The sequence below is a fragment of the Planctomycetota bacterium genome (assembly GCA_038746835.1).
GTDB lineage: Bacteria > Planctomycetota > Phycisphaerae > Tepidisphaerales > Tepidisphaeraceae > JBCDKH01.
In genome coordinates, this window is record JBCDKH010000023.1 from 1 (window position 1) to 21,776 (window position 21,776).

21 protein-coding genes and 1 tRNA gene are annotated in these 21,776 nt (G+C 64.8%); 6 read left to right on the forward strand and 16 right to left on the reverse strand.

The annotated features are described in order from the left end of the window. On the forward strand, positions 1-1,362 hold a 1,362-nt coding region (locus AAGI46_04230; GenBank protein MEM1011412.1), incomplete at its 5' end, for a metal ABC transporter permease. On the opposite strand, the gene AAGI46_04235 is transcribed toward AAGI46_04230, so the two are convergent. From AAGI46_04235 to AAGI46_04245, 3 genes are all read right to left on the reverse strand, one after another. Continuing rightward, positions 1,343-4,027 carry a family 16 glycoside hydrolase gene (locus AAGI46_04235; protein ID MEM1011413.1) on the reverse strand — a complete coding sequence of 895 codons (2,685 nt, stop codon included), beginning with the start codon at positions 4,025-4,027 and terminating at the stop codon, positions 1,343-1,345. The two genes, AAGI46_04230 and AAGI46_04235, sit on opposite strands and share 20 nt — an antisense overlap. A gap of 17 nt (positions 4,028-4,044) precedes the next feature. Continuing rightward, positions 4,045-4,698, reverse strand: coding sequence for a hypothetical protein (locus AAGI46_04240; protein ID MEM1011414.1), 654 nt, complete (start codon positions 4,696-4,698; stop codon positions 4,045-4,047). Between the two features lie 134 nt (positions 4,699-4,832). Continuing rightward, positions 4,833-4,919: transfer RNA gene (locus AAGI46_04245), tRNA-Ser, on the reverse strand. Between the two features lie 110 nt (positions 4,920-5,029). Between AAGI46_04245 and AAGI46_04250 the strand changes: the two genes are divergently transcribed. Then, positions 5,030-5,497, forward strand: coding sequence for a hypothetical protein (locus tag AAGI46_04250; GenBank protein MEM1011415.1), 468 nt, complete (start codon positions 5,030-5,032; stop codon positions 5,495-5,497). 172 nt (positions 5,498-5,669) lie between these two features. Here AAGI46_04250 and AAGI46_04255 read toward each other — a convergent pair whose 3' ends face one another. The 4 genes from AAGI46_04255 to egtB all read right to left on the reverse strand — a co-directional run bounded on the left by AAGI46_04255 (position 5,670) and on the right by egtB (position 10,149). Further along, the gene (locus AAGI46_04255; GenBank protein MEM1011416.1) at positions 5,670-6,302 is read right to left on the reverse strand and encodes a hypothetical protein; all 633 of its coding nucleotides are present in this window, start codon (positions 6,300-6,302) and stop codon (positions 5,670-5,672) included. Positions 6,303-6,340: 38 nt separating this feature from the next. Beyond that, positions 6,341-7,648 carry a hypothetical protein gene (locus AAGI46_04260; GenBank protein ID MEM1011417.1) on the reverse strand — a complete coding sequence of 436 codons (1,308 nt, stop codon included), beginning with the start codon at positions 7,646-7,648 and terminating at the stop codon, positions 6,341-6,343. 147 nt (positions 7,649-7,795) lie between these two features. Then, positions 7,796-8,710 (reverse strand): L-histidine N(alpha)-methyltransferase, encoded by a 915-nt coding sequence (egtD, locus tag AAGI46_04265; GenBank protein MEM1011418.1) that lies wholly within the window; start codon positions 8,708-8,710, stop codon positions 7,796-7,798. Between the two features lie 89 nt (positions 8,711-8,799). After that, positions 8,800-10,149, reverse strand: a complete 1,350-nt coding sequence (egtB, locus tag AAGI46_04270) for an ergothioneine biosynthesis protein EgtB (protein ID MEM1011419.1) — start codon at positions 10,147-10,149, stop codon at positions 8,800-8,802. Between the two features lie 143 nt (positions 10,150-10,292). Between egtB and xseB the strand changes: the two genes are divergently transcribed. Continuing rightward, on the forward strand, positions 10,293-10,538 hold the full coding sequence (gene xseB, locus AAGI46_04275; protein MEM1011420.1) for an exodeoxyribonuclease VII small subunit: 246 nt from the start codon (positions 10,293-10,295) through the stop codon (positions 10,536-10,538). Then, positions 10,535-11,449, forward strand: coding sequence for a polyprenyl synthetase family protein (locus tag AAGI46_04280; GenBank protein ID MEM1011421.1), 915 nt, complete (start codon positions 10,535-10,537; stop codon positions 11,447-11,449). The genes xseB and AAGI46_04280 overlap by 4 nt, the downstream gene beginning before the upstream one ends. Here the strand turns inward: AAGI46_04280 and rarD are convergent. The 8 genes from rarD to AAGI46_04320 all read right to left on the reverse strand — a co-directional run bounded on the left by rarD (position 11,408) and on the right by AAGI46_04320 (position 17,560). Then, the gene (rarD, locus tag AAGI46_04285; GenBank protein ID MEM1011422.1) at positions 11,408-12,322 is read right to left on the reverse strand and encodes an EamA family transporter RarD; all 915 of its coding nucleotides are present in this window, start codon (positions 12,320-12,322) and stop codon (positions 11,408-11,410) included. The genes AAGI46_04280 and rarD overlap by 42 nt on opposite strands. Before the next feature lie 35 nt (positions 12,323-12,357). Then, positions 12,358-13,746: a sigma-54 dependent transcriptional regulator gene (locus AAGI46_04290; GenBank protein ID MEM1011423.1), complete on the reverse strand. Its 1,389-nt coding sequence runs from the start codon at positions 13,744-13,746 to the stop codon at positions 12,358-12,360. 2 nt (positions 13,747-13,748) lie between these two features. After that, the gene (locus AAGI46_04295; GenBank protein ID MEM1011424.1) at positions 13,749-14,078 is read right to left on the reverse strand and encodes a hypothetical protein; all 330 of its coding nucleotides are present in this window, start codon (positions 14,076-14,078) and stop codon (positions 13,749-13,751) included. Between the two features lie 2 nt (positions 14,079-14,080). Continuing rightward, positions 14,081-14,428, reverse strand: coding sequence for a hypothetical protein (locus AAGI46_04300; GenBank protein ID MEM1011425.1), 348 nt, complete (start codon positions 14,426-14,428; stop codon positions 14,081-14,083). Positions 14,429-14,539: 111 nt separating this feature from the next. Further along, positions 14,540-14,779 carry a hypothetical protein gene (locus AAGI46_04305; GenBank protein ID MEM1011426.1) on the reverse strand — a complete coding sequence of 80 codons (240 nt, stop codon included), beginning with the start codon at positions 14,777-14,779 and terminating at the stop codon, positions 14,540-14,542. Between the two features lie 7 nt (positions 14,780-14,786). Further along, entirely contained in the window at positions 14,787-15,863 is a 1,077-nt protein-coding gene (locus tag AAGI46_04310; protein MEM1011427.1) for an aldo/keto reductase, read from the reverse strand. Between the two features lie 60 nt (positions 15,864-15,923). Further along, entirely contained in the window at positions 15,924-16,703 is a 780-nt protein-coding gene (locus AAGI46_04315; protein ID MEM1011428.1) for an OmpA family protein, read from the reverse strand. Between the two features lie 77 nt (positions 16,704-16,780). Then, complete coding sequence (locus AAGI46_04320; GenBank protein ID MEM1011429.1) at positions 16,781-17,560, reverse strand: MotA/TolQ/ExbB proton channel family protein; 780 nt, start codon at positions 17,558-17,560, stop codon at positions 16,781-16,783. A gap of 122 nt (positions 17,561-17,682) precedes the next feature. Between AAGI46_04320 and purQ the strand changes: the two genes are divergently transcribed. Then, entirely contained in the window at positions 17,683-18,450 is a 768-nt protein-coding gene (purQ, locus tag AAGI46_04325; protein ID MEM1011430.1) for a phosphoribosylformylglycinamidine synthase I, read from the forward strand. A gap of 33 nt (positions 18,451-18,483) precedes the next feature. Further along, on the forward strand, positions 18,484-21,093 hold the full coding sequence (locus AAGI46_04330) for a glycoside hydrolase family 2 protein (GenBank protein MEM1011431.1): 2,610 nt from the start codon (positions 18,484-18,486) through the stop codon (positions 21,091-21,093). On the opposite strand, the gene AAGI46_04335 is transcribed toward AAGI46_04330, so the two are convergent. After that, the gene (locus AAGI46_04335; GenBank protein MEM1011432.1) at positions 21,094-21,762 is read right to left on the reverse strand and encodes a Uma2 family endonuclease; all 669 of its coding nucleotides are present in this window, start codon (positions 21,760-21,762) and stop codon (positions 21,094-21,096) included. Positions 21,763-21,776: the final 14 nt, after the last annotated feature.

The following is a 21,776-nucleotide window of genomic DNA, read 5'->3' on the forward strand; positions in this document are numbered from 1 at the left end:
ATGATCGACGCCTTGTCAAACTGGGACTGGTTTCTCGACGGCTGGACGATCGGCGTCGGTGCGCTCTGCGGCGTCGCGTGTGCGCTGCTGGGCAACTTCCTCGTGCTTCGCAAGATGAGCATGATGGGCGACGCCATCAGCCATGCCGTCTTGCCGGGATTGGCGGTCGCGTTCCTCATCACGGGAAGCCGGGCAAGCGTGCCGATGTTCGTCGGTGCCGCTGCCGTCGGCGTGTTGACGGCGCTCTTCACCGAGTGGGTTCGCGGCTATGGCAAGGTGGACGAGGGCGCGAGCATGGGTGTTGTCTTCACGGCACTCTTCGCGCTCGGTCTTGTCCTGATCGTTCAGGCGGCCGACACGGTCGAGATCGATCCGGGCTGCGTGCTGTACGGATTGATGGAGTTCACACCGCTCGACACAATCATGCTGCTCGGCGTCGAAGTGCCGCGTGTTGCCGTGGTGCTCGGCGTGGTGGCGTTGCTGAATCTGCTGTTTGTCTTGGCCTTTTACAAGGAGCTCAAGCTCTCCAGCTTCGACCCGCAGCTCGCCACGACGCTCGGCGTCAACGCGCGGCTGATGCACTATCTGCTCATGACGCTGGTTGCCGTCACGGCCGTCGCGAGCTTCGAGGCCGTGGGCAACATTCTGGTGGTCGCCGTGCTGATCGTTCCGCCGGCTGCGGCGTACCTGTTGACTGATCGTCTGCCGGTGATGATCGCGCTCAGCGTGGTGCTGGCGATCGTCGGAGCAATTGTCGGACACGTCGGCGCGATCGCGGTGCCGGCGGCGTTCGGCTTCGGCAGTGTCAGCAGCGCCGGGGCGATGGCCGTCGCGCTGGGCGTGTTGCTCGGACTGTCGGCTTTGCTTGGCCCACGGCACGGCATTGTCAGCAAGGCGGTCGGGCGGCTGAGTCTGTCACTGCGGATCGCTCGCGAGGACGTACTCGCAACGCTCTACCGGCTCGAAGAGCGAGCGGCCGGGCCCGCGTCAGTGGCCGTTGGCGATGTCGGCGGCGTTGCTCATCTGTCTGCGGGCCGGCGTCGCCTCGCGCTCGGCAGGCTCTCACGCGCCGGCCTTGTGGATCGCGACACCGTCGGCCGTCTGTCGCTCACGGACGCCGGCCGAGACAAAGCTCGGCAGGTCGTCCGCTCGCACCGGCTGTGGGAAACGTACCTCGACCAGAACGCCAGTCTGCCGAGCGATCAACTCCACCTGGCCGCCGAACGGCTGGAGCACGCGACGGGCCTGGACTTCCAAGCCGCCCTCGAGGCCGGCGCTGGCATGCCGGCGGTCGATCCGCACGGCCGTGCCATTCCGCCGAGAGAAACGTCGCAAGAGGCGGCTACCGGTCGAGCGACTTGATGCGAATGTTCCGGAACCGCACGACGTCGCCGTGATCTTGCAGGCCGATGTGGCCTCGACGGACTTTGGCGAAGCGTGGCCAATCACGAAACTTGCTGTTCGCCAGCCGCTGGTTCCAGTCGTCGCTGCCGAGCGTGACGTCGGCAACGAGCTCGCCGTTGAGGTAGTGCCGGAGTCGATCGCCCTCGACCACGATCCGGGCCGCGTTCCACTCGCCGGCCGGGCGGACCGGCGACGGCTCGGGCACGGCGACCATGTCGTACAACGCACCCGCCGACTGATCCGCGAACCGGCCGTTGGGGTGCCGCTCGTCGTCAAGCACCTGCATTTCCAGCCCGGTCTCATAGGCGAATCGCGTGTGCTCGCCGTCTTCTGCGACCCGGTAGAAGATGCCGCTGTTGCCGCCGGGCCCGACTTTCCATTCGAGGCGAAGATCAAAGCTCTCGAACGTGTCCTTGGTCACGATGGTGCCGGCGCCGGGGTTTGCCAGCACGAGCTCACCGTCGTCAACGATCCAGCCCTCGGGCAGATCGTCGCGTTTGTAGCCACGCCAGCTGGATGCGAGCGATTCGGGCGTGCCGTCGAAGAGCGTCGAAAAGCCATCATTGCTGAAGCTGATCGCACGCATGGGCAGGGCATTAAGCGTGTAGAAGCCCTCGGTCGTCCACGGCAGCACTTCGTCTTCACCTCGGACGGGAGACGGGCCATCGCTGCGAAGGACGACGTGGACGACGTAACGCTCGATCATCGGCGTCTCGTCGGCGACGTGGAGGTACGCCTTGGTTCGGTCGGGTGAGACGGTGACACGGTCGATGCTGAGGTCGTGCGTGTCGATCTTCGGTCCGCCGTATTCCTCGTTCGGCTCGTAGGTCCATTGCCGGATGCGATAGCTGGCGGGCGACGTACCGGAGTTCTCGGCGAGCGGCGTTGTAAAAACGATCTCGATGCCTTGCCCATCATCGTCTTCGCCCGGGAAAACGTGAAGCATTTCGAACGGCACGTCGCCCGTCCACGTGAGCTTCTGGAGCCCGAATCGGAGCTTGCCCGTCTGGCCCCAGTTTCCGGTCGAGCCGATGCCGCCGACATAGAGGTCGCCGTCGGGGCCGACGAGCATGCGGTTGCTGCCGGCTTCGAGTCCCTGACTGAAGCGGAAGACGCAACCTTGCCAAACCTCTTTGCCTTCGGCGTCGGTGACGGTCTCGACGTCGACGCGCTTCACGCCACCATGCGTGACATCGCCGTGGAACTGCTGTCCCGCGTACGGCCCCCAGCCGGCTGGGACAGGCGTGGGCGACGTGGGCGAGTTGCCGATCTCACCCTGCGGCAGCCAAGCGACGGGTTGAGCGACAGGCCGTTCCTCAAACGGGTGGGGCGGTGTGATGCGCGAGTTGTAGAACGCACCTTCCTCCAGACGCAGCACCTTGCTGCTCGGCAGCCAGTCACCCTGGTTGTCCAGAATGTAGATCTCACCTGCTTCGCCGTAACCGATGCCGTTGGGCGTGCGAAGCCCGGCAGCGATGGCTCGGTACTCACCCGTGTCCGGGTTCATCTCCAACAGCTCGCCACGACCCGGCACCTGCGGCACGGTCGTGAAGCCACCCGGATTGATCGCTAGCGCCAATGCTCCGTAGAGCAACCCGTCGCGCTCGGCCAGGCCGAAGGCGAACTCGTGGAAGTTGTCACTCACTGGCCAGCCGCTGACGGCGGCGCGGTACTCGTCGATCACTTCGTCGCCGTCATGGTCGATGAGTTCGGTCAGCTCCTGCTTCTGGAGGACGAAGAGGCGTGGACCATCATCGCCGTCGAGCACGTTGATGCCGAGCGGTTCGGCCAATCCGCTGGCGATCGTCTTGACGGAGACCTCGCTCGCCTCGACGTCGCTGCCGGTCACGCCGTCGAGCAAAACCACTCGCCCTTCGGGTTCCCATAGACAAATGACCATCCGCCCGTCCGGCAGGAAGTCGATGCCGCCGACGGCCGGTTCGAATCCGTCGGGTCGCAGGTCGACGAGGCGTGTCGCCGGATGCACGTCCGTCAGCGGTCGACGATCGCCGGGTCGCCGCGTGTTGGCAAAGTCACCGGTCGGCAAGTCGAACTCCTTCTTGCCGGGACTGGTCACGCGGACTTGGTCGGTCTCGGTTCGCAGATGCTTGCCAGGAATGATCTCGAGTCGGTCCGATCCGGGCGGACGCCAACTCAACCGCAGCACGGCTCCGCCGAACTTGTCAAAGTGACGCAGGCGGATCGGGTAGTGGCCGGCTTCGAGCGTGATGAAGCTGTCGACGTTTGACTCCGTGCCGTGCAAGCCGTCGTGACCGATGACGAGCTGGTCGCCGATGAGGAAAGCGCTGCCATCGTCGCTCACGAGGGAGAACTCGTACTCGCCCGGCTCTTCGATGACGAGATAGCCGGTGAGCTCGGAGTAGAACAGGTCATCGATGCCGAAGTCGTCGTCTTCCAGGTCCGGTGTCGCGATGGTCCGATTGACGTTACCGGTTTGCCCCTCGACGAGTGTCGGCAGGCGATTGATCCGCTTACCAAGGTCGTAGACGCGTAGCGACAGACCTTCGCCAAGGGCAAGGCCGTCGACGTCGACGGGCGTCGGCTTGGCAAGCGCCGGAGTCGTTGCGAGGGCCAGTGCGAGCCCGATGATCTTGTGTTTCATGGAAATCCTGAGCGCTGTCACCACGTCACGGTCGCCCGAGCCGATCCGTCGGAGGCGATCTCGAAAAACAGAACGCGGCGGGGCTGTCGAATGTCGATCACGAGCCCACCCTCACTTTGGACGGTCGCGTCTTCGCCGTTTGCCAACTTGTTTCGCAACCGCATTCCGTCGGGCAAACCTGTCACCTCGAATGTCCTCTCCAACGATCGTGGTCCGGCCGACGCGGGGGTTTCTTCGATCGTGATGACGTCGCCAGTCTCTGTCTGAAGCGCAACGCGAAGCACGACGCGTTCGGTGCCATCCACGCGATGGCCGAGCCACCTAGCCGTCGCTGGCACGACCACGTCGTCACGGAGCAGCGTCCAGCTCGATTGCTCGAAGGTGTCCAGCACCTCGCCACGCGTCCGCGGCTGTGGCCCATGTCGCGTGTCGTAGACGGTTCCGGTGAACTTCATGCCGCCGCGATTGCCGCCTTGCCAGACCTTGTAGAGGTCGCACGTCTGTGCGTCCCAAGCCGCCCAGATGTCGTCCGACAATGCGACAACCACCGTGCGAGCCCGGCCGTCCAGCACGCATCGAAACACCCACGGATCATGCGGCCGATCGGTCTGCGCATTGAGCTCAGACCCTGGGAGGGCGACGATCAAGAACAACACGAACAGACGTCTCACCGGCCTCCTCATAACGGAGTCAAAGTGTAACGCCTTGAGACCAAAATCGCTTGTCTGGGCCCAGACTTGCTTACCAGCCACCACTCAGCCTTTGCGCAGGGCCCAACGCGTGACGGCACCAATTTGCTGAACAGCGGAGAGGGGGAGATTCGAACTCCCGAGACCCCGAAGGGCCTACTAGTTTTCGAGACTAGCGCATTCAACCACTCTGCCACCTCTCCGGTGGGCCCACAGGGTAGACCGAACTGGCGGACGAATCAAAGCGGCGGGCGAACGCGTTTGGGGGCGAAAGTCGGGCGGCGGGTTGGCCGATGCATGTCAGGTGCCGGCGATGACCGACCGGCCAGAGCCCCCGAACGCCATGTCCGACAACAACGCATCTGCCGACTACCAGGAAGAGGACTTCGAGCGCGAGGTCGTCGATCGACGCCTCGGCCACGAACGGCGACGCCAGTCGGCCGAGGAGTCGGGTTACACCGGCCCGGATCGCCGTGTCGCCAAGGACGAGCGTCGCTCCGGCCTGGAGCGTCGCCGTGGGGCGGGCATTCGTCGCGAGGAGGATCGTCGCAGCGCCGAAGAGGGCGAGATGACGGAGCACCAGTTCGAGTTCATCCGGGCGATCGAGGCGTACAAGAAGGTCAACAACAAGCTTTTCCCGACCTGGACCGAGGTCCTCGAAGTCATGGAGCAGCTCGGCTACCGCAAGTGCGAGCTGCGCGAGGTGGAGCTGCCGAATGTGCCCGAGCCGGAGCTTTGGCGTCCGGAGTCGGATGAGACGCCGGTAAAGAAGGCTGCGTGAACGACTGTAGTTGCTCAGGAAAGACGAACGCCGCGACCTGGGAGGGTCGCGGCGTTGGTCTTGTGCGAGATTGGCAGGACGCCGCGAGGGGCTCGCTGCGCTCGCCGCTAAGCGAGGTGTGATTTGATTCGCGTGGGCTGCTCCGCGGGAGGCAACAGATCGCTGCCGTCAATCAGCCGTAGCCGCCACCGTAAAACCCACCGGTCGCAGAGGTCGGGGTGTCGCTGAACTGGGCGGCAGGGACTTCTCCGCCGCCACCGACGTTGCCGAGGCTGGTGACTGCGGCGACGTCGCCGCCTTCAAGCGATCCTCCGGAGCCGCCGGTGTTGAACAGCCCGCCCTCATAGGCAGCTGCGCGGTCGCGACTCGGCGTGCTGACACTGCTGTCGACCCCGCCAAAGGATGCCAATGCCCCGCGCGACGAGCCACCGCCACTGGTGATGATGAAGCCGCCGAACTGATTGAAGGTGTCTCGGAAAGCATCGCCGAACGAAGCGTTGTTGGCCGGCAGCGTGTCTCGGAGGAACTGGGCGTAGTCGGATCCGAGGAACGAGAAGTTGCCGCCGAAGAAGCCGTCTTCGATGTCGTCGGCCAAGGCTTCGAGCCAGTCATCTGCCCAAGCGAGCCAGAAGTCGACCGCCTGATCGACGCTGGTCTGGACGACTCGTGGATTGCTGCCGAAGTAGTCGCAGTAGACGTCGCTCAACGCCGGGCTGAGGCCCGCGGTGCCGAAAGCCGCGAGGAGTCGTCGCTGTTCGAGACGTTCGAGTTGGAAGCTTGTCGGCGCTATCGAGCTGTCGTGCATCACAATCTCCTTCGGTTGGTAGGGGTGATCGCCTCGAATCAAAGCAGGATCTGCAGTTGCCCGCGGATGAAAAGCTGGAACTCTTCGCTCGAGATGAAGTCGAGCTGTGGGGCACCGGGCGTCCCGAACGGCAGAATGCCGCCGTCGACGGTGAGCTTGAGAGTGTGTGGCAGGCTTTCGGGCTCGAAGTAGTAGTTCAATCCGGTCGTGAGCTCGAGGAAGAAGTCCTCGGAAATCGGGAGCGTGTCATCGTCGAGGATGAGGGCGCTGACCCGGCCGAAAGGTTCCAAGCCGTCTTCGAGCAGGAACGACGCTTGGCCGACGCCGCCGATGTTGAATGTGCTGTCGCCGTTGAACTGTCCAAGGTTGACGAAGACGGCTCCATAGGCGGCGATGCCATCCGCGTTCTCGAAGCGGAAGTCGCCCGTGCCCGTAAGAAGCGTCGTGTCGCCGGCGAAGGTCAGGTCGGCACCTGCTCCGGCGGCGATTGTCTGTTCGGTGGTGCCGATCGCTGAGAAGTCCTTGAGGGCGGCCCAGTCGCCTTCGATCAGGAACTCGAAGCGTCCGGCCGCGCCGATGTTGGCGGGCGTGTCGCGGAACGAGGTGTTTCCGCTGCCCAGCCCGTCGGTGATGCCGACTTCGCCGCGGATGTTCTGCACGCCCTGGGGCGTCAAGACGGCGGTGACGCCCTGGACATAGCCGCCGGCACCGAGCACGTCGGAAGCGAGCGAGCGGTCCACCGCGAGGTTAAACCCGCCGAAGGTCGTCCGCTCTGCCGAGACCGGGTTGAGGAACTGCCCGCCACGGATGGCGATGTCTTCGCTGAGCGGCAGGACGACGAAGGCGTCTTCGAGTGTGAAGTCACCGCCGTCTGGGACAAAGGTGCCTTGCACGCGGTACTCGATCGGGCCGGACAAGAACCCGACGCCTTCGGCCGGGCCGAGTGTGCCGAAGATGTACGGATTGACGCGGCTTTGCTCGAACCCGACATCGATGTCGTCGTCACCAGAAGCGTCCTCGAAGAAGTTGCCGACGCCACGAACCTGAACCAGCACGCCACCGCGGGCCTCGATCGTCGACAGCGGCCCTTCGCCGACCTCAGCGGGGACGAGGTCGAAGGATCCGGTGGCGTCCTCGCCGAACTTGTAGATGTCGTTCTGGGCGATCACACCGGCGGCGTCGAGCGCTGGGAGCCGCGCGATCTCCTCGGCGTCCACCGCGGCAACCGGCGCGGCCGACGCGTTCTTCTGCTCTTGAGCGTTGGCGAGACCCGGCAAGGCGACAACGGCAACGGCCGGCAGGGCGAGTCGACGAAAAAGACGGCGGGCGGTGGTGTTGGTGGTCATGATCCTCACTCGGCAAAAGCCAAACACGCCGGCTTTCGAGCCGGAGCAGCGGCTGGACCCCCGCGTTCTAACCGCACTCAAGACCGCACCGCAACCCTCTGCGAGGCCTGCGACGGTGTGACCAAACGTCCGATTAAGTTGGCCGAGTTAACGAATCACGCTCAAGGCGGACACCCGAAGCAGCGAGACGCAGAACAGCTGCTCGTCGTCCATCCAGTGCCGCATGACCTCGAATCCCGCGGCTTCGGCGAGGCTGTCGAAGCCAGGGCGGGTGTACTTGTGGCTCAATTCGGTCCGGATCGAATCGCCTCGGTAGAAGTGGAACGTCTCGTCGCCGACGTGCACTTCCTGGTTGCGATCGGAGACGAGGTGCATCTCGATGCGTCCGCGGGCCGGGACGTACGGGGCGTAATGCAGCCAGTGATCGAGATCGAAGTCGGCGTCGAGCTCGCTGTTGAGTCGGCGCAGGACGTTGCGATTGAAGTCGGCCGTGACCCCGGCGCGGTCGTTGTACGCGGCGTGCAGGCGCTGTGGTTCCTTGCGAAGGTCGTAGCCGATCAGCAGATAGCCACCGGTGCCGAGCGTCTTGCCAGTGCGGCTTAAAAAGTCGACGGCGTCGTGCGGGCGAAGGTTGCCGATGGTCCCGCCTGGAAAAAATGCCATGCGCGGCCCCGGCGGCAAATCGTCGGGCAGGCGGATGTCCTGGTTGAAGTCCGCCAAAACGGGGCGAACGACGAGACCTGGGTGGGAGCCGGCGAGCTTTTCCGCAGCCTCTTCGAGGTACCAGCGGCTGATGTCGATCGGCACGTATGCTGCGATGTCGAGACCATCGAGAAGCAATCGCACCTTTTTGGTGCTGCCGCTCCCGTACTCGACGAGCGTCAACTGCCCGCCGACGGCTTCGGCGACGTCGCTGCGACAGGCCTCAAGGATGCCCAGTTCCGTCCGCGTCGGGTAGTACTCGTCGACGTCGCAGATCGCCTCGAAGAGCCGGCTGCCTTCGTCGTCGTAGAAGAGCTTGCTCGGCAGCCACGATTGCTCGTCGGCCAAGCCTTGAAGCACCTCGCCCCGCGTGTCGGCGACAGGCGGGTGAAGATCCAGTATCGGTGTCTTTGAAGAGATAGCGGTCGGTTGGAGTTACAGCGGAACGGCTACAGCGTAGCGGCGTGGTCGTCGGCATCGCGAGCGAGCCGAAGCCCGGTGAACTGCCAACGCGCGTCGGGCGGAAAGAAGTTGCGGTAGGTCATTCGTGCGTGCGACTCGGGCGTCACGCACGAAGCGCCGCGAAGCACGAACTGATTGCACATGAACTTGCCGTTGTATTCGCCCATCGCCCCGGCCGGTGCCTTGTAGCCCGGGTAGCCGGTGTATTGAGTCGCCGTCCATTGCCAGACTTCCCCCATGGCCTGTCGAAGCCTGCCGTCACCGGCGTCGCGACCTGGATGAAGTCGGCCGGCGTCGAGGAAGGAGCCGCGCGTGTCGCCGTGTCGTGCGACGGCGACTTCCCACTCGGCCTCGGTTGGCAGACGCATCTTCGACCAACGCGCGAACGCGTCAGCCTCGAAGTAGCTCAGGTGGCAGACCGGCGCGTCGCGGTCCAACGGTACGAGCCCGCCGAGCGTGAACTCGTGCCAGTCGTCACCGTCGCGATGCCAGTAGAACGGGGCGGACCAGTTGGTCTTGTCTGCACAGACGTGGGCCCAGCCCTCGCTGAGCCACAGTTCCGCCCGTTCGTATCCGCCATCGCGGACGAACTCGAGAAACTCGCCATTGGTGACGAGCCGGTCGGCGATCTCGAACGGCCGGAGGTAGACCTGATGCCGCGGGCGCTCGTTGTCGTAGGAGAAGTCGTCACCGTCGTGGCCGATCTCGTGCAGGCCGGCGTCGACGTGGAGGAAGCGTGTTGCCGTCGGTCGGCCGTCGTCTTTCGGCAGGTCCGTGTACGCCGGGTAGAGCGGGTTGCAGCTGAAGACGTGCTTGATGTCCGTGTGCGCCAGCTCGATGTGCTGTTGTTCGTGGTGCAGGCCGATGACGAGCAGCGGTTCGACGGCTTCGCGTTGGTCGGGCGTGAGCGCTTGCAGCTGTCGTTCGACGGCGCGGTCGACGTGATGGCGATAGTCGAGCACCTCGTCGAGCGTCGGCCGACTCAGTGTGCCGCGCTTGATGCGGCAGTGTCGGTCACCGACGGTGACGTAGTAGCTGTTGAAGATGTAGGCGAAACGGTCGTGAAATGGCCGGTACTGAGGGTCGGCCGCGGGACCGTCGGTGAGGAGGAACTGCTCGAAAAACCAGCTGGTGTGGCCCAGGTGCCACTTGGTGGGCGAGACGTCGGGCATCGTCTGGATGACCGTGTCCTCGCGTGCCAGCCGGGCGGCCATGGCTTCGGTGGCCCGGCGGACGAGGCGATACCGCTGAACAAGGTCGGCATTGCCATCGGACGCGTGGTCGTCGATGTACTCGGTGTGCTGGCGGTGAACGGCTTGGAGCTGCTTGATCGTCATGGCGACGGGCGCTGGGTGAAGAATCGCTGTCACCCGCCCGCGGCAGGTACGGCAGCCGATGCGAAAGCCTACCAAAAGACTGCTGCTCCTGCCGCTGCTTGTTTTTGCTGATCTCACGGGAGCTCGCCGTCTAACAATGAGCCATGCCGGAGCGTGCGAAGTCGCCAGACGCCAAACTGAGCTTCGAGGACGCACTCGACGAACTCGAACAGATCACCGCAAAGATGGAACGCGGCGACCTGTCACTCGACGCGTCGCTGGAGGCGTACGAACGCGGCACGAAGCTGGTCCAACTCTGCCAGCATCGCCTCGATTCGGCCGAGCGTCGCATCGAAGAACTGGGTAAAGGGAAGGACGGCTCGCTGACGTCGAAGCCGATGGACGCATGACCGACGACGCGCGCGACCACGAAGGGGCCGAGGCATTCCTGAATCAGTCGGCGGCGCTCCTGCAGCTGTGGATCGACACCGGTCTGCCCGCGGCGACCGACCTCAACGTCGCCCCAGAGCAGGCCGCCGCTCCGATTCGCTACGTGCTGGAAGGTGCCGGCAAACGGCTGCGTGGTGCGCTGGCTCTGGCGGCGTGTCGTGCTGTCGGAAAGCCGGCGAACCTCGCGATCGAGGCGGCCGTGGCGGTGGAGTTGATCCACGCCTTCAGCCTCGTCCATGACGACCTTCCTGCGATGGATGACGACGACCTTCGCCGTGGAAGGCCGACGGTGCACAGAGCGTTCACCGAGGCCGACGCGATCCTGGCGGGCGACGCGTTGAGCGTGATGGCGTTCCAAGTGATTGCCGATTCCGTCGATCAACCGCCGGAGGTCGTCCAGCAGCTCGTCCTCGACCTCACGAGCGCCACGGGCGTCATCGGCATGATCGGCGGCCAGGCGATGGACATCGCGTCGCAGGGCAAGACGCTGTCGCTCGACGATCTTCGCGACTTGCACGCCCGCAAGACCGGCGCCCTCATCACCGCCAGCTGCGTCATGGGCGGTCGATGCGGCGGGGCGAGCGACGATGAAATCGAACGTCTCCGCACGTTCGGCGAACACGTCGGCCTCGCGTTCCAGATCGCCGACGACTTGCTCGACGTCACCGCCGACGCGGACGCGATGGGCAAGGCCACGGGCAAAGACGCCGAAGCCGGGAAGAACACGTACCCGTCGCTGCTCGGCGTCGACGAGTCGCGCCGTTTGATGGCCGAAGAAGTGCAAGCCGCACTTGCCGCAATCGACAGCTTCGCCGACGACGCCGAGCCGCTACGACTGCTCGCGCGCTTTGCCGCGACGCGACGTCGATGATGCGACCGTAAAGACAACCAATGCCGCCCAAATCAGGCCGAACCCGGCGAGTCGCGTCGGTGTGAGCTTCTGGCCGAGCGCGAGCGAGCAACCCAGCTGCATGCTCGGGCCGAGGTACTGGATGAAGCCAAGCACACGCATCGGCAAGCGGGTCGTCGCAAAGCCGAACAGCGACAGCGGCGCGACCGTGAACACGGCAGCGCCGGCGAGATAGAGCGTCGTCAGCAACACGCCGGGCGAGCCACTCTCGCCCACCGGCGGCATGCCGAACCAGATCAATCCGACCAGCGCCGCGGGCGTCAGGACAACGACTTCTCGAAAGACGCCCTCGACGCCCGGGACATCGTGCCGTCGCCGGACCGTCGTGTACGCCGCCACCGCCGCCGCCATCAGGAACGCGATCACGAGCGACCAAAGCCGGTCGAGCTGTTTGAGCGAGTCGAGCGCGAACACGACACATCCCGCCGCCGCCAAGATGAGCGCGATCGTCTGCTTGCGGTCCATCCGCTCGCCGAAAAGCACCACGCCCACCGCCACGATGGCAAGCGGCGTCACGAAGTACGCCAACGACGCCTCCATCGCCCGGCCGTTGACGACGAGGTAGACAAACAGCAGCCAATTGATGCCGATGAGCACGCCGCACACCAGCGAGACCCACTTCGGCGTCGCCGCTCGCTCCGCCTGCCGCGGCAAGAGCCGCACGAGCAACGCCAGCATCGGCAGCGACAGCACGACGCGGTACGTCGTCGTCTGCAACACGGGCACGTGCGTCAGCAGCTGGTAGTAGAGCGGCACCAGGCCCCACATGACGTTCGCCCCGATCGACGAGGCGATGCCCAGCGTCGTCGAACGATCCGTCTCTTCCCGCAACACGTCGTGCCACGATAGAGCAGCAGGAGCCGCTCGCCTTAGAGGTCGTACTCCTTGATCTTGCGGTAGAGCGTGCGCTCGCCGATCTTGAGAATCTTGGCGGCGCGTTCGCGGTTGCCGTCGACGAGCTTGAGCGTGTTGCGGATGAGTTCGACCTCGGCCTGTTCGATGCTGATGCCGACCAGCCCGTCGAGTCCGCCGATGCCGCCGGGCTCGGTGGTGCCGGTCGCGAGTTCCGGCGGCAGGTCGTCCGGGCCGATGGTGTCGCCGGACGACATCACGACGAGGTTGTCGACGGCACTCTTGAGCTGACGCACATTGCCGGGCCACGCGTTGGCCATGAACGCCTGCTGGACTTCGGGCGCAATCTTGTCGATCTCGCGTCCGTACTGCTCGGCCGCACGTCTCACGAAAAAGTGCAGCAGCAGCGGAATGTCCTCGCGTCGCTCGCGCAGCGCCGGCAGCCGCAGCGTGACGCCCTTGATCCGGAAGTAGAGGTCCTCGCGAAACTCCTTGTCGGCAACCATCTGCTCGATGTCACGGTTGGTCGCGCTGACAACGCGGACGTCGACTTGGCGCGGCTCGTTGCTGCCGAGGCGAACGACCTCGCCGTTCTCCAAAACGCGAAGCAGCTTGGCCTGCATGGCGGCGGGCATGTCGCCGATCTCGTCGAGGAACAGCGTCCCGCCGTCCGCGTGCTCGAACCGACCAGCGCGGTCCGACTGTGCGCCGGTGAACGCGCCCTTCACGTGGCCGAAGAGCTCGTCTTCCAGGATCGACTCGCTCAGCCCGGCGCAGTTGAGCGCGACCAGCCGCTGCTTGCGTCGATCACTGTGCTGGTGGATCGCCTTGGCGACGAGTTCCTTGCCGGTGCCGCTTTCGCCGAGGACGAGGACGGGAATGGTGCTGCGAGCGACCTGCTTGGCCGTCTCGATGAGCTTCTTCATTGCGGCCGAGTTGCCGATGATGCCCTCGAACCCGCCGTCTTCGACGACGACGTCGGCGATCTCGGCTTCGAGAGTCTTGTTGCGACGCCGCAGCTTCGACTTCTCTGCCGCCCGTGCGACTTGAGCCCGGAAATCCTCCAGGTCGAGCGGCTTGGTGATGTAGTCGTAGACGCCCTCGCGGATCGCCTCCTTCGACGTCGGCACGTCGTTGACGGCCGTCACGAGGATGACCGGCGGCGGCTCTTCGAGGGCTCGCGCGAGCTTGAGCACCTCCAGCCCATCGCGATCGCCGTCCATCCGCAGGTCGGTGACGACGACGTCGTACCGCTTGCGCCGGAACGCCTTTCTGGCATCTTCGAGCGAATGGCCGAGGTCGCAGTCACACTGCTGCCGCTCCAGCGCGTCGCTCATCACTTCGGCGTGGTCGACCTCGTCGTCAATGACGAGCACACGCGTCGGCCGATCGTCAAGCTCTGCCATCGTCACAGTTTAGGTCGCTCGGACTGTTCTCCGAGCTTGACCGTTCGTTGCTGCTGGTCGTCCGTCGTCAGATGGATGTGGTCAATTGCTAGGACAGCGACGCCGGACTCGACGCGTCGCACGTCGCCGCGGCCGTCACTGATTGGCCCCTCGTAGTTGAGGTAGCGGCGTCGATGATCCGGCAGTCGCTCGATGCGTGTCGTCGCTCTCGGCGGCCAGTCGTAGACGCGCCACGTCCACAGTGGCGACTTGCCATCCGAATCGAGCATGAGGTCAAAGTGCGGCCCGCCGTGACTCGGCGGTGCGGTGTGGTGGAGGACGACGTATCGCACGGTCACTCTTCGCTCGACATGAACTGCTCCATCACGCTGATCGGCGCGACGCTGAACAGCACGAGGCCCGCGCCTGGAATGATCAGGGCTGCTGTCGCAAGCCAGAAGATCTCGGTGCCGGTCTTTCGCTGGCGGCGTTCCTGGCGAACGCTGAGGTTGCGGTCTTCGACGCGCTCGTAGGTTTCTCGGCGAATGTCGATCGCTACTCGGGCCGTTCGGTATCCGCCGTAGAGCATCGCCACGCCGAGCAGGGCCATCGCGATTCGACTGACCAAGCGACGCCACATCGGCTCCGCCGGCTCCGTCGGCTTGGGCTTGATGCGAACGGGTTTCCAGCGTCGCGCGGGCATTGATGCAGTCTAACGACAACAGACGACGACTTCCTCACCGATCGCATGCCTCCCGCGAGAGGATCCGGGCCCGGCACCGGCGTCGCGATCGAGGCGATTTCGGTTCGTCGATCAATCTCCACCGCATCCACCCCCACACCCATCTCCACCTCCGTCACCGTCGCCGCCGAGGCCACCGAAGTCGATCCCCGCGTGCCAGCCATTGCCGCCAGAGCCGGGAAGCCCAATCGCGATCAAGACCATACCAATGAGTGCCGCGACAAACTTCTGGCCGAGAGAGTCGAGGACGACGAGCCCTCCGACGAAGATCAGCAGTCCCGCGACGAGCAGGACAATTCGGACCGCAAGCATGTCGCGATCAGGCTACCAGAACCGGCGGGGCGACGTACTCGCTGCGGACAGTTTCGCCGTTGTTGACGGAGCTCTTGAGATCGCACGCGTGGCTTTCAGGCGGCAGGCCGAAGTCGGTTTCGTAGAGCTCGTGCAACTCGTTCAGCTCCGCGTCTGACAAGTCCGCCATGCCCGCGGCGGCGGTGACTTCGTCGATCTCCTTTTCGTCCAGGAGCGTTGCTGTGATCGTCGTCATCGCCGGCTGTTGCAGGAGCCACTTGCAGGCGAACTGGTGGACGGTCATGTCGTGCGACTCGAAGATGTGGCGAATCTTCTCCACCTTCTGCGGGCCGTACACACGCCACGCCGCGTCACGGAACTTGCGGTGGTCGCTCTGGCTGAGCTTGGTGTCCTTCTGGATGACGCCCTTGAGGACGCCTGAGTTGTCTTGCACGCGTGCCATTAGGCCGGCCTTCGTCGCGACCGCCATCTCGCCGATCTCGCGGGCGGGGTGCTGTTCGAGGTAGTTGTAGACCGTCTGGACGGCGTTGCAGCCGCTCTGTTCGAGTGCTTCGAAGCCTTCCTCGCGCCAACCGATCGCCGGGCCAAGGGAGACGCCCCAGCAGCCGATCTTGCCTTCCTGCTGCACTCGGTCGAGCTCTGCGAAAAGCTCATCGCTGAAGTGTGGCAGCTTGATGTTGTGCGCGAGATAGACGTCGATCCGCTCGACGCCGAGTCGTGTGAGCGACTCTTCGAGCGCCTTGCTCAAGAAGGCAGGCGAAAAGTCCTGCGTGCGCTCTTTGTGACTGCCCGGCGTGCCGGGGTCGTTGTAGAAGTCGTACCCAAACTTCCCGCCGATCTGGATCCGGTCACGTTGCGCCGCGTCGAGCGTATCGAGCCAGTTCCCGAACAGCGTCTCCGCCCGGCCGTTGCCATAGGCGTCGCCGTTGTCGAAGAACGTCACGCCGCGATCCAACGCGTGGCTGCAGAGATGGTTGCAGTCGTCCTGCGTGCGATGGCCCCACCAATCAACGCCGAAGATCCAACAGCCCAGGCTGATGGGCGAGACGGAGACGTCGCTGTTACCGAACGGGCGGAGTTGCATGCTCCGACAGTACGCGGAAGTACCAGTGTCTGAGCTCGCCGCGACGTGAAAGGTCGAGCTTCAGTCTGCCGCAGCTGGATCGCGGGCGGCGCGGTCGGCGGTGAGTTGGTCGGTGGCTTGAATCTCGACGCGGCGGTTCATGCGGCGATCGGCTTCGTCGTACGCGCGGAGTCGAATCGGCTCGTAGCCGCCCGCAGCCTGGACGCGGAGAATGTCGGGGGTCACGCCAGCCGCGATCAGAGCGTCGGTCACGACGTTGGCACGACGCAGAGCGAGGTCGATTTCGAGGCGACGGCCCTCGGGGCTGTTTCGGGCAACTTCCATCGGCAGGTCGTCGGGCGACGTGTGACCTTTGACCAGGACGATGTTGCGGAAACCGCGAATCTTCGCGGCCACCTGACGGACGGCGACGGCGGACTCTTCGGTGAGCGTGTCGCTGCCTGCGTCGAAGTGCACCCGTCCACCGAGGCCGGCGTAGTCGCCGTCACGGATGTTCATCACTTCCGGATCGCTGCCTTCGGCCCCCTTGGCCGCGGTCTCGGCATGACCTTTCCCACCGGCGCCGTCGCGTTTCATCTGATCGAGCGCGCGGTACAGCTCTTCGATGCGCATCTGCCTCTCGGCGGTGTCAGCGGACGTTGCACCGAAGGCGTTCTGAATATCTCGAATGAGCTCTTGCTGACGAATCTCCTGCTGAGTCGCCTGCTCCGCGTCGCTAGTGGCATCGGGTTTGAGCACCCACAGAATCACGAACAGACCCATCATGCACATCAGCAGGTCGGCCAGAGTGAAGATCCACTCGGGGCATTCTTCGCAGAGTTCCTCTGGATCACACGACATGCTGGTGGCGGACGGAGAGTGGCGGGGCGTGAACTGGTACGACGCTGGCTAAGTGGTCTGCCGCGCGATCGGAGGCACTAGTCCTCACGAGCCATCGCGGCTTGTTTGGCGGTGGTCATGAAGCTCAGGAGCTGCATCTCAACAACGCGCGGGTTGTTGCCAGCTTGAATGCTGAGGAGGCCCTGCATCATGACCTCCTTCACGAAGGCTTCTTCCTTTGACAGCAGTGCCAGCTTCTCGGCGATCGGGCCAGCCATGACGTTTTGCAGCATGGCTCCGTAGAGCGTTCCGGTCAGGGCGATGGCCAAGGCGCCACCGATCGCGGCGGGGTCGCCGTCCAGGTTTTTGAACAGCGCGATCTGAGCGATCAGACAGGCGAGCAGTCCACAGCCGGGGCCGAACTTGGCAAGCGCCGCCCAGAAGTGTTTGCCGTGCTTGTGTCGTTCGAGCATCGCGTCGATCTCGGCCCGGAGGATCGTCTCGACGACTTCGGCGTCGGTGCCGTCGATCGTGAGCTGAAGGCCCTTGCGCATGAACGGGTCTTGGTGCGATTTGCTCGCCTCTTCGAGGGCTAGCACGCCGTCACGCCGGGCGGTTTCGGCGTACTCGACGATCTCCTTGACGACGTGCTCGGCGTCGTGGTGCGGGGCGAAGAGCATCTTCATGCTCGCCTTCATGCTCAGGATGACGCCTTTGAGCGGCGTTCCGGCGATGGCGGCACCGACGGCGGCGCCGCCGACTAGGATCACCTCGGCCGGCTTGATGTACGGGCCGATCGCCCCGTGCGTGGCGTGCCACATGCCGAAGCCGAGCGAGCCCCAGGCAACGCCGTAGCCGATGAAGGTTCCGAAATCCATGAAGTCAAAAGGGCGAAAGGAGGATGGGCACAGATCGAACGGTCGGACCGTCCCTCCTTCGCGTTATCGGCCCGGCGGATCGATTTCGTGCACTCGCAGCGCGCTTCACCTAGCTTCGTGACATGGCTCGCGCGCTCGTCCTCCAAGCCGCCGGGATCAACTGCGATCTCGAGACCGCCCGCGCCTTCGAGCTGGCCGGTGCGTCGGCGGACCTGCGTCACGTGAACACGCTCGATGTCCGAGATCCGTTTGCCGGCTACGACCTCCTGGCCATCCCTGGCGGCTTCAGCTACGGCGACGATGTGGCAGCAGGGCGAATCCTGGGCGACCGAATCGTCCGGCAGTTCGGAGACGCGCTGCACCGGTTCGTCGACAGTGGGCGGCCGGTTCTGGGTATCTGCAACGGCTTCCAAGTGCTGGTCTCTGCCGGACTCCTGCCGGGTGGCAATGCCGAGCGGGCGGCGTTGGACACGAACGTGTCCGGCTCGTTCGCGTGCCGGTGGGTGACGCTTCGCCGAGGCGGTGCCAGCTCGATCTGGACGGCGGACTTCGCGGCCGACGAGGCCATCGAGCTGCCCATCGCTCACGCCGAGGGTCGGCTCATCGGTGACGAGGCAACGATTGATCGCCACGCCGCGTTCACCTACGCGGAGCCGGCGCAGCGGCTGTCAGACGACTTGCCCGCCAACCCGAACGGCAGCGTGGCCGACGTCGCGGGTTTGACAGATTCGACGGGGCTGGTCATGGGGCTCATGCCGCACCCGGAGCGCTACGTCGAGCCGATGCAGCATCCCGCCTACGCGAAGAAGCATATCGAGAAGAGCGGTGACAACGGTGAGCCTGCTGGGTTGAGGCTGTTCCGATCGGCCGTCCGGGCGACTTCCGCATGAATCGGAGTCTCGAGGCCGCTAGGTTGTCGGCCGATGTCGATGCCCGTCAATCAGTCACTCACCGGGAACGCCTGGCAGTTTCGTCTGGTCCACGTCCATCCGAAGGAACTCGGCACGACGCATGACCAATCCGAAGCCCCCAGCGATCTGATCGGCCGCGATGTCCCAGCGACGGTCCCGGGGCAGGTGCATGTCGATCTGCTGCGCGAGGGACTCATCGTCGATCCGACCATCGGCCTCAACGAAAAGCAGGTGCTCTGGACCGGGCGGGCCGACTGGACCTACCAGACGACGCTCGCCGTCGACCAGGCGACGCTGGACCACGAGCACGTCGAGCTCTGTTTCGACGGCCTGGACACGTTCGCCGAGGTCGTTGTCAACGGCACGACCATCGGCCGGACGCGCAACATGCATCGCCGATACCGGCTCGATGCCAAAGCCGCGCTTCATCTCGGCGACAACGACCTGACCGTCCGGTTCGCAGCGCCGCTGCCGGAGATCTGGCAGGCGGAAGAGCGTCAAGGCCCCTTGCCAAGACAGGGCGGCGGAAGCAACCCGACACAACCGCACAACGCTGTTCGCAAGATGAGCTGCGACATGGGCTGGGACTGGGGCCCGGCCACCCCGACCAGCGGCATCTGGCGCGATGTGCGGCTCGAAGCCTGGAGCACGGGTCGACTCGGCGACGTCCGACCGATCGTGACCTCTGCAATGGACAACGAGGCGACCGTCGCCATCCACGCCGACGTTGAAGGTCGTGGCACGGCGACGGCCAAGCTGACATCGCCTGACGGCGTCGTCTTCGAGTCAAAAGACGGCGTGATCACCGTCGACGAGCCACAGCTGTGGTGGCCGTGGACGCACGGCGATCAGCCGCTCTACGACCTGCAGGTCGAGCTTCACGACGGCCACGCGGTTCTCGATCGGCGCACGCATCGGATCGGCTTGCGCACGGTTGAGCTGATCACGGACTCGGACGCCGACGACGCGCAGTGGCCTGTTGACGGCATTGCGAACGGGTCGCGCATGGAGCTTCGCATCAATGGCAGGAGCGTCTACTGCAAGGGCGCGAACTGGATTCCCGACGACGTCTACCCGGCCCGCGTCGACCGCGATCGCTACCGCGAACGCCTGAAGCAGGCGGCGTCGGCGAACATGAACATGGTCCGCATCTGGGGCGGCGGATTGTACGAGTCGGACGGCTTCTACGAACTCTGCGACGAGATGGGCCTGATGGTCTGGCAGGACTTTCTCTTCGCCTGTGCGGCGTACAGCGAGCTGGACGAGGTTGCGGACGAAGTCGAGGCCGAGGCGCGCGACAATGTCTCACGCCTTTGCCGTCATCCGTCGTTGGTCCTGTTTAACGGCAACAACGAGAACCTGTGGGGCCATCGCGACTGGCACTTTCGTGGTCAGTCGTGGCCGGACTCGATTGGCAGCCGCGGCTGGGGCGCGAAGTACTACTTCGACGTGCTGCCGAGCGCCGTGGCCGACCTAGCGCCTGGTGTGCCTTACTGGCCCGGCAGCCCGAGCAACGGCGGCACACTGGCGGACTTCGAACGGACCGATCGCCACCCCAACGACAACGAGCATGGCAATCGGCACATCTGGAACGTCTGGCACGGACCCGGCCACTACCTCGGCTATGTCGGGCACTCGCCACGCTTTTGCAGCGAGTTCGGCTTCCACGGCCAGCCGACCTGGCCCGCGATCGAGCAGTCGGTGCCCGAAGATCAACGCCGCTGGTACAGCCCGACCATGCGGTCGCACAACAAGAACGGCTACGACGGAACTATCGGCGACGGCCAGGACAAGAGCACGACGCGGCTCAGCGACGACTTCCTCGTCCCCGACGACTTCGACGAGTGGCTGTACCTCACGCAGGTCGCACAGGCCAGGGCGATGACCGTCAGCCTCGGCTGGTTTCGATCGCTTTTCCCCTACAACAACGGCATTCTGATCTGGCAGCTCAACGACTGCTGGCCGGGGTCGAGCTGGTCGCTCATCGACCTCGACACCCACGGCATCGGCCGCTGCAAGCCTGCGTGGTACGCGGTGCAGCGCGGTTTCGCCCCGCGTGTCTGCAACGTGATGCCGCGGGCGACCCAGCCGCTGACTGGCTGGGATGACGACGCGGGTCCGCTGCGTGCGTACCTCCACAACGACCATGACGCGGCGTGGAGCGGCGCGCTGCGACTGCGGCACATCACGCTCGCCGGCGACACGCTTGCCGAGACTGCGGTCGACTTCGCTCTTGCTGCGAGGTCATCGCATCAGATTGACGTCCCCGACGCCTGGACCGCGACCCGCCGACCCGACAGCTTCGTTCTGGCAGAACCCGACGGCGGCGAGCGATCGTTCTGGTGGTTCGCCGCCGACCGCGACATCAACTCGCCGACACCGCGATACACCACGACCGTCGATGGCGAGCGTGTCACCGTGACCGCCGAGACGCTCGTCCGCGACCTGTGCTTCTTCGCGGAACGCGTCGATCCCGCAGTGGCATCAGATAGCAACTGCATCACGCTCCTGCCGGGCGAGCAGCACACGTTCGTGGCGAGTGGCGACGTCCCGGAAACCTCAGCCCTGACAATTCCCCCGGTGCTCCGATGCGTCGGGCGAAGCACGTTTGATGCGGAGTGATCACCCTGCGAGCGTGGCGATGACCGCCGCCATGTCGCCTTCGAGCATCGCTCGGCGGTTCAGTCGCAGTCCTTCGAAAACGCCGCTGGTGATCACATCGTCGGCGTCGGCCGGCATTGGGTGGTAGAGGCCGTCCTTGAGCGTGAACCAGTCGAGCTGTGGGACGGTTTCCTCGGTTCGCCAGAGCAGATACTCCTGAACGCCCGCGGCGGCGTAGGCCTCTGCTTTCTCATGTGCGTCTCGACCGGCAGTTGACGCTGCTACTTCACAAACGAGCTCCGGCGGGCCGTGGACGTAGTCGTCTTCGCCAACAGTTGCTAAGCCGCTGGGATCGAAGAGATATGCGTCGGGTTGGAAGTGCTCGTCGTCGGCGAGGATAACGGTGCCGTCCGTGCCTGCAACGAGGTGGGGGTGGCGGCTTTGGTAGAGGCTGAGCCATCCGATCAGGCGGCTCATTGGAGCAGCGTGCAATGTGTTGCGAACCGGACTGGCCATGATGTGAACAACTCCGTGGATGAGCTCAGCCTTGACGTTCGGCATCGCCTCGTAGCGACGCATGAATTCGGCGCCCGAAAGGCGATCGCCGTTCTCCAATAGCGGTACAAGTTCGAGCGGCTTGGCCTTGGCCACGTCCTCTGGCTTTGGTGGCGGGATGAGCAGGGCGGACATGGCAGCGCACTATA

Coding starts and splice junctions, on each gene's coding strand:
- AAGI46_04235 (MEM1011413.1), bottom strand. CDS start 4,027: ATGAAACACAAGATCATCGGGCTCGCACTGGCCCTCGCAACGACTCCG.
- AAGI46_04310 (MEM1011427.1), bottom strand. CDS start 15,863: ATGCAACTCCGCCCGTTCGGTAACAGCGACGTCTCCGTCTCGCCCATC.
- AAGI46_04255 (MEM1011416.1), bottom strand. CDS start 6,302: ATGCACGACAGCTCGATAGCGCCGACAAGCTTCCAACTCGAACGTCTC.
- AAGI46_04300 (MEM1011425.1), bottom strand. CDS start 14,428: ATGCCCGCGCGACGCTGGAAACCCGTTCGCATCAAGCCCAAGCCGACG.
- xseB (MEM1011420.1), top strand. CDS start 10,293: ATGCCGGAGCGTGCGAAGTCGCCAGACGCCAAACTGAGCTTCGAGGAC.
- AAGI46_04260 (MEM1011417.1), bottom strand. CDS start 7,648: ATGACCACCAACACCACCGCCCGCCGTCTTTTTCGTCGACTCGCCCTG.
- AAGI46_04320 (MEM1011429.1), bottom strand. CDS start 17,560: ATGGATTTCGGAACCTTCATCGGCTACGGCGTTGCCTGGGGCTCGCTC.
- AAGI46_04335 (MEM1011432.1), bottom strand. CDS start 21,762: ATGTCCGCCCTGCTCATCCCGCCACCAAAGCCAGAGGACGTGGCCAAG.
- AAGI46_04280 (MEM1011421.1), top strand. CDS start 10,535: ATGACCGACGACGCGCGCGACCACGAAGGGGCCGAGGCATTCCTGAAT.
- AAGI46_04250 (MEM1011415.1), top strand. CDS start 5,030: ATGACCGACCGGCCAGAGCCCCCGAACGCCATGTCCGACAACAACGCA.
- AAGI46_04305 (MEM1011426.1), bottom strand. CDS start 14,779: ATGCTTGCGGTCCGAATTGTCCTGCTCGTCGCGGGACTGCTGATCTTC.
- purQ (MEM1011430.1), top strand. CDS start 17,683: ATGGCTCGCGCGCTCGTCCTCCAAGCCGCCGGGATCAACTGCGATCTC.
- AAGI46_04330 (MEM1011431.1), top strand. CDS start 18,484: ATGTCGATGCCCGTCAATCAGTCACTCACCGGGAACGCCTGGCAGTTT.
- egtB (MEM1011419.1), bottom strand. CDS start 10,149: ATGACGATCAAGCAGCTCCAAGCCGTTCACCGCCAGCACACCGAGTAC.
- AAGI46_04315 (MEM1011428.1), bottom strand. CDS start 16,703: ATGTCGTGTGATCCAGAGGAACTCTGCGAAGAATGCCCCGAGTGGATC.
- AAGI46_04290 (MEM1011423.1), bottom strand. CDS start 13,746: ATGGCAGAGCTTGACGATCGGCCGACGCGTGTGCTCGTCATTGACGAC.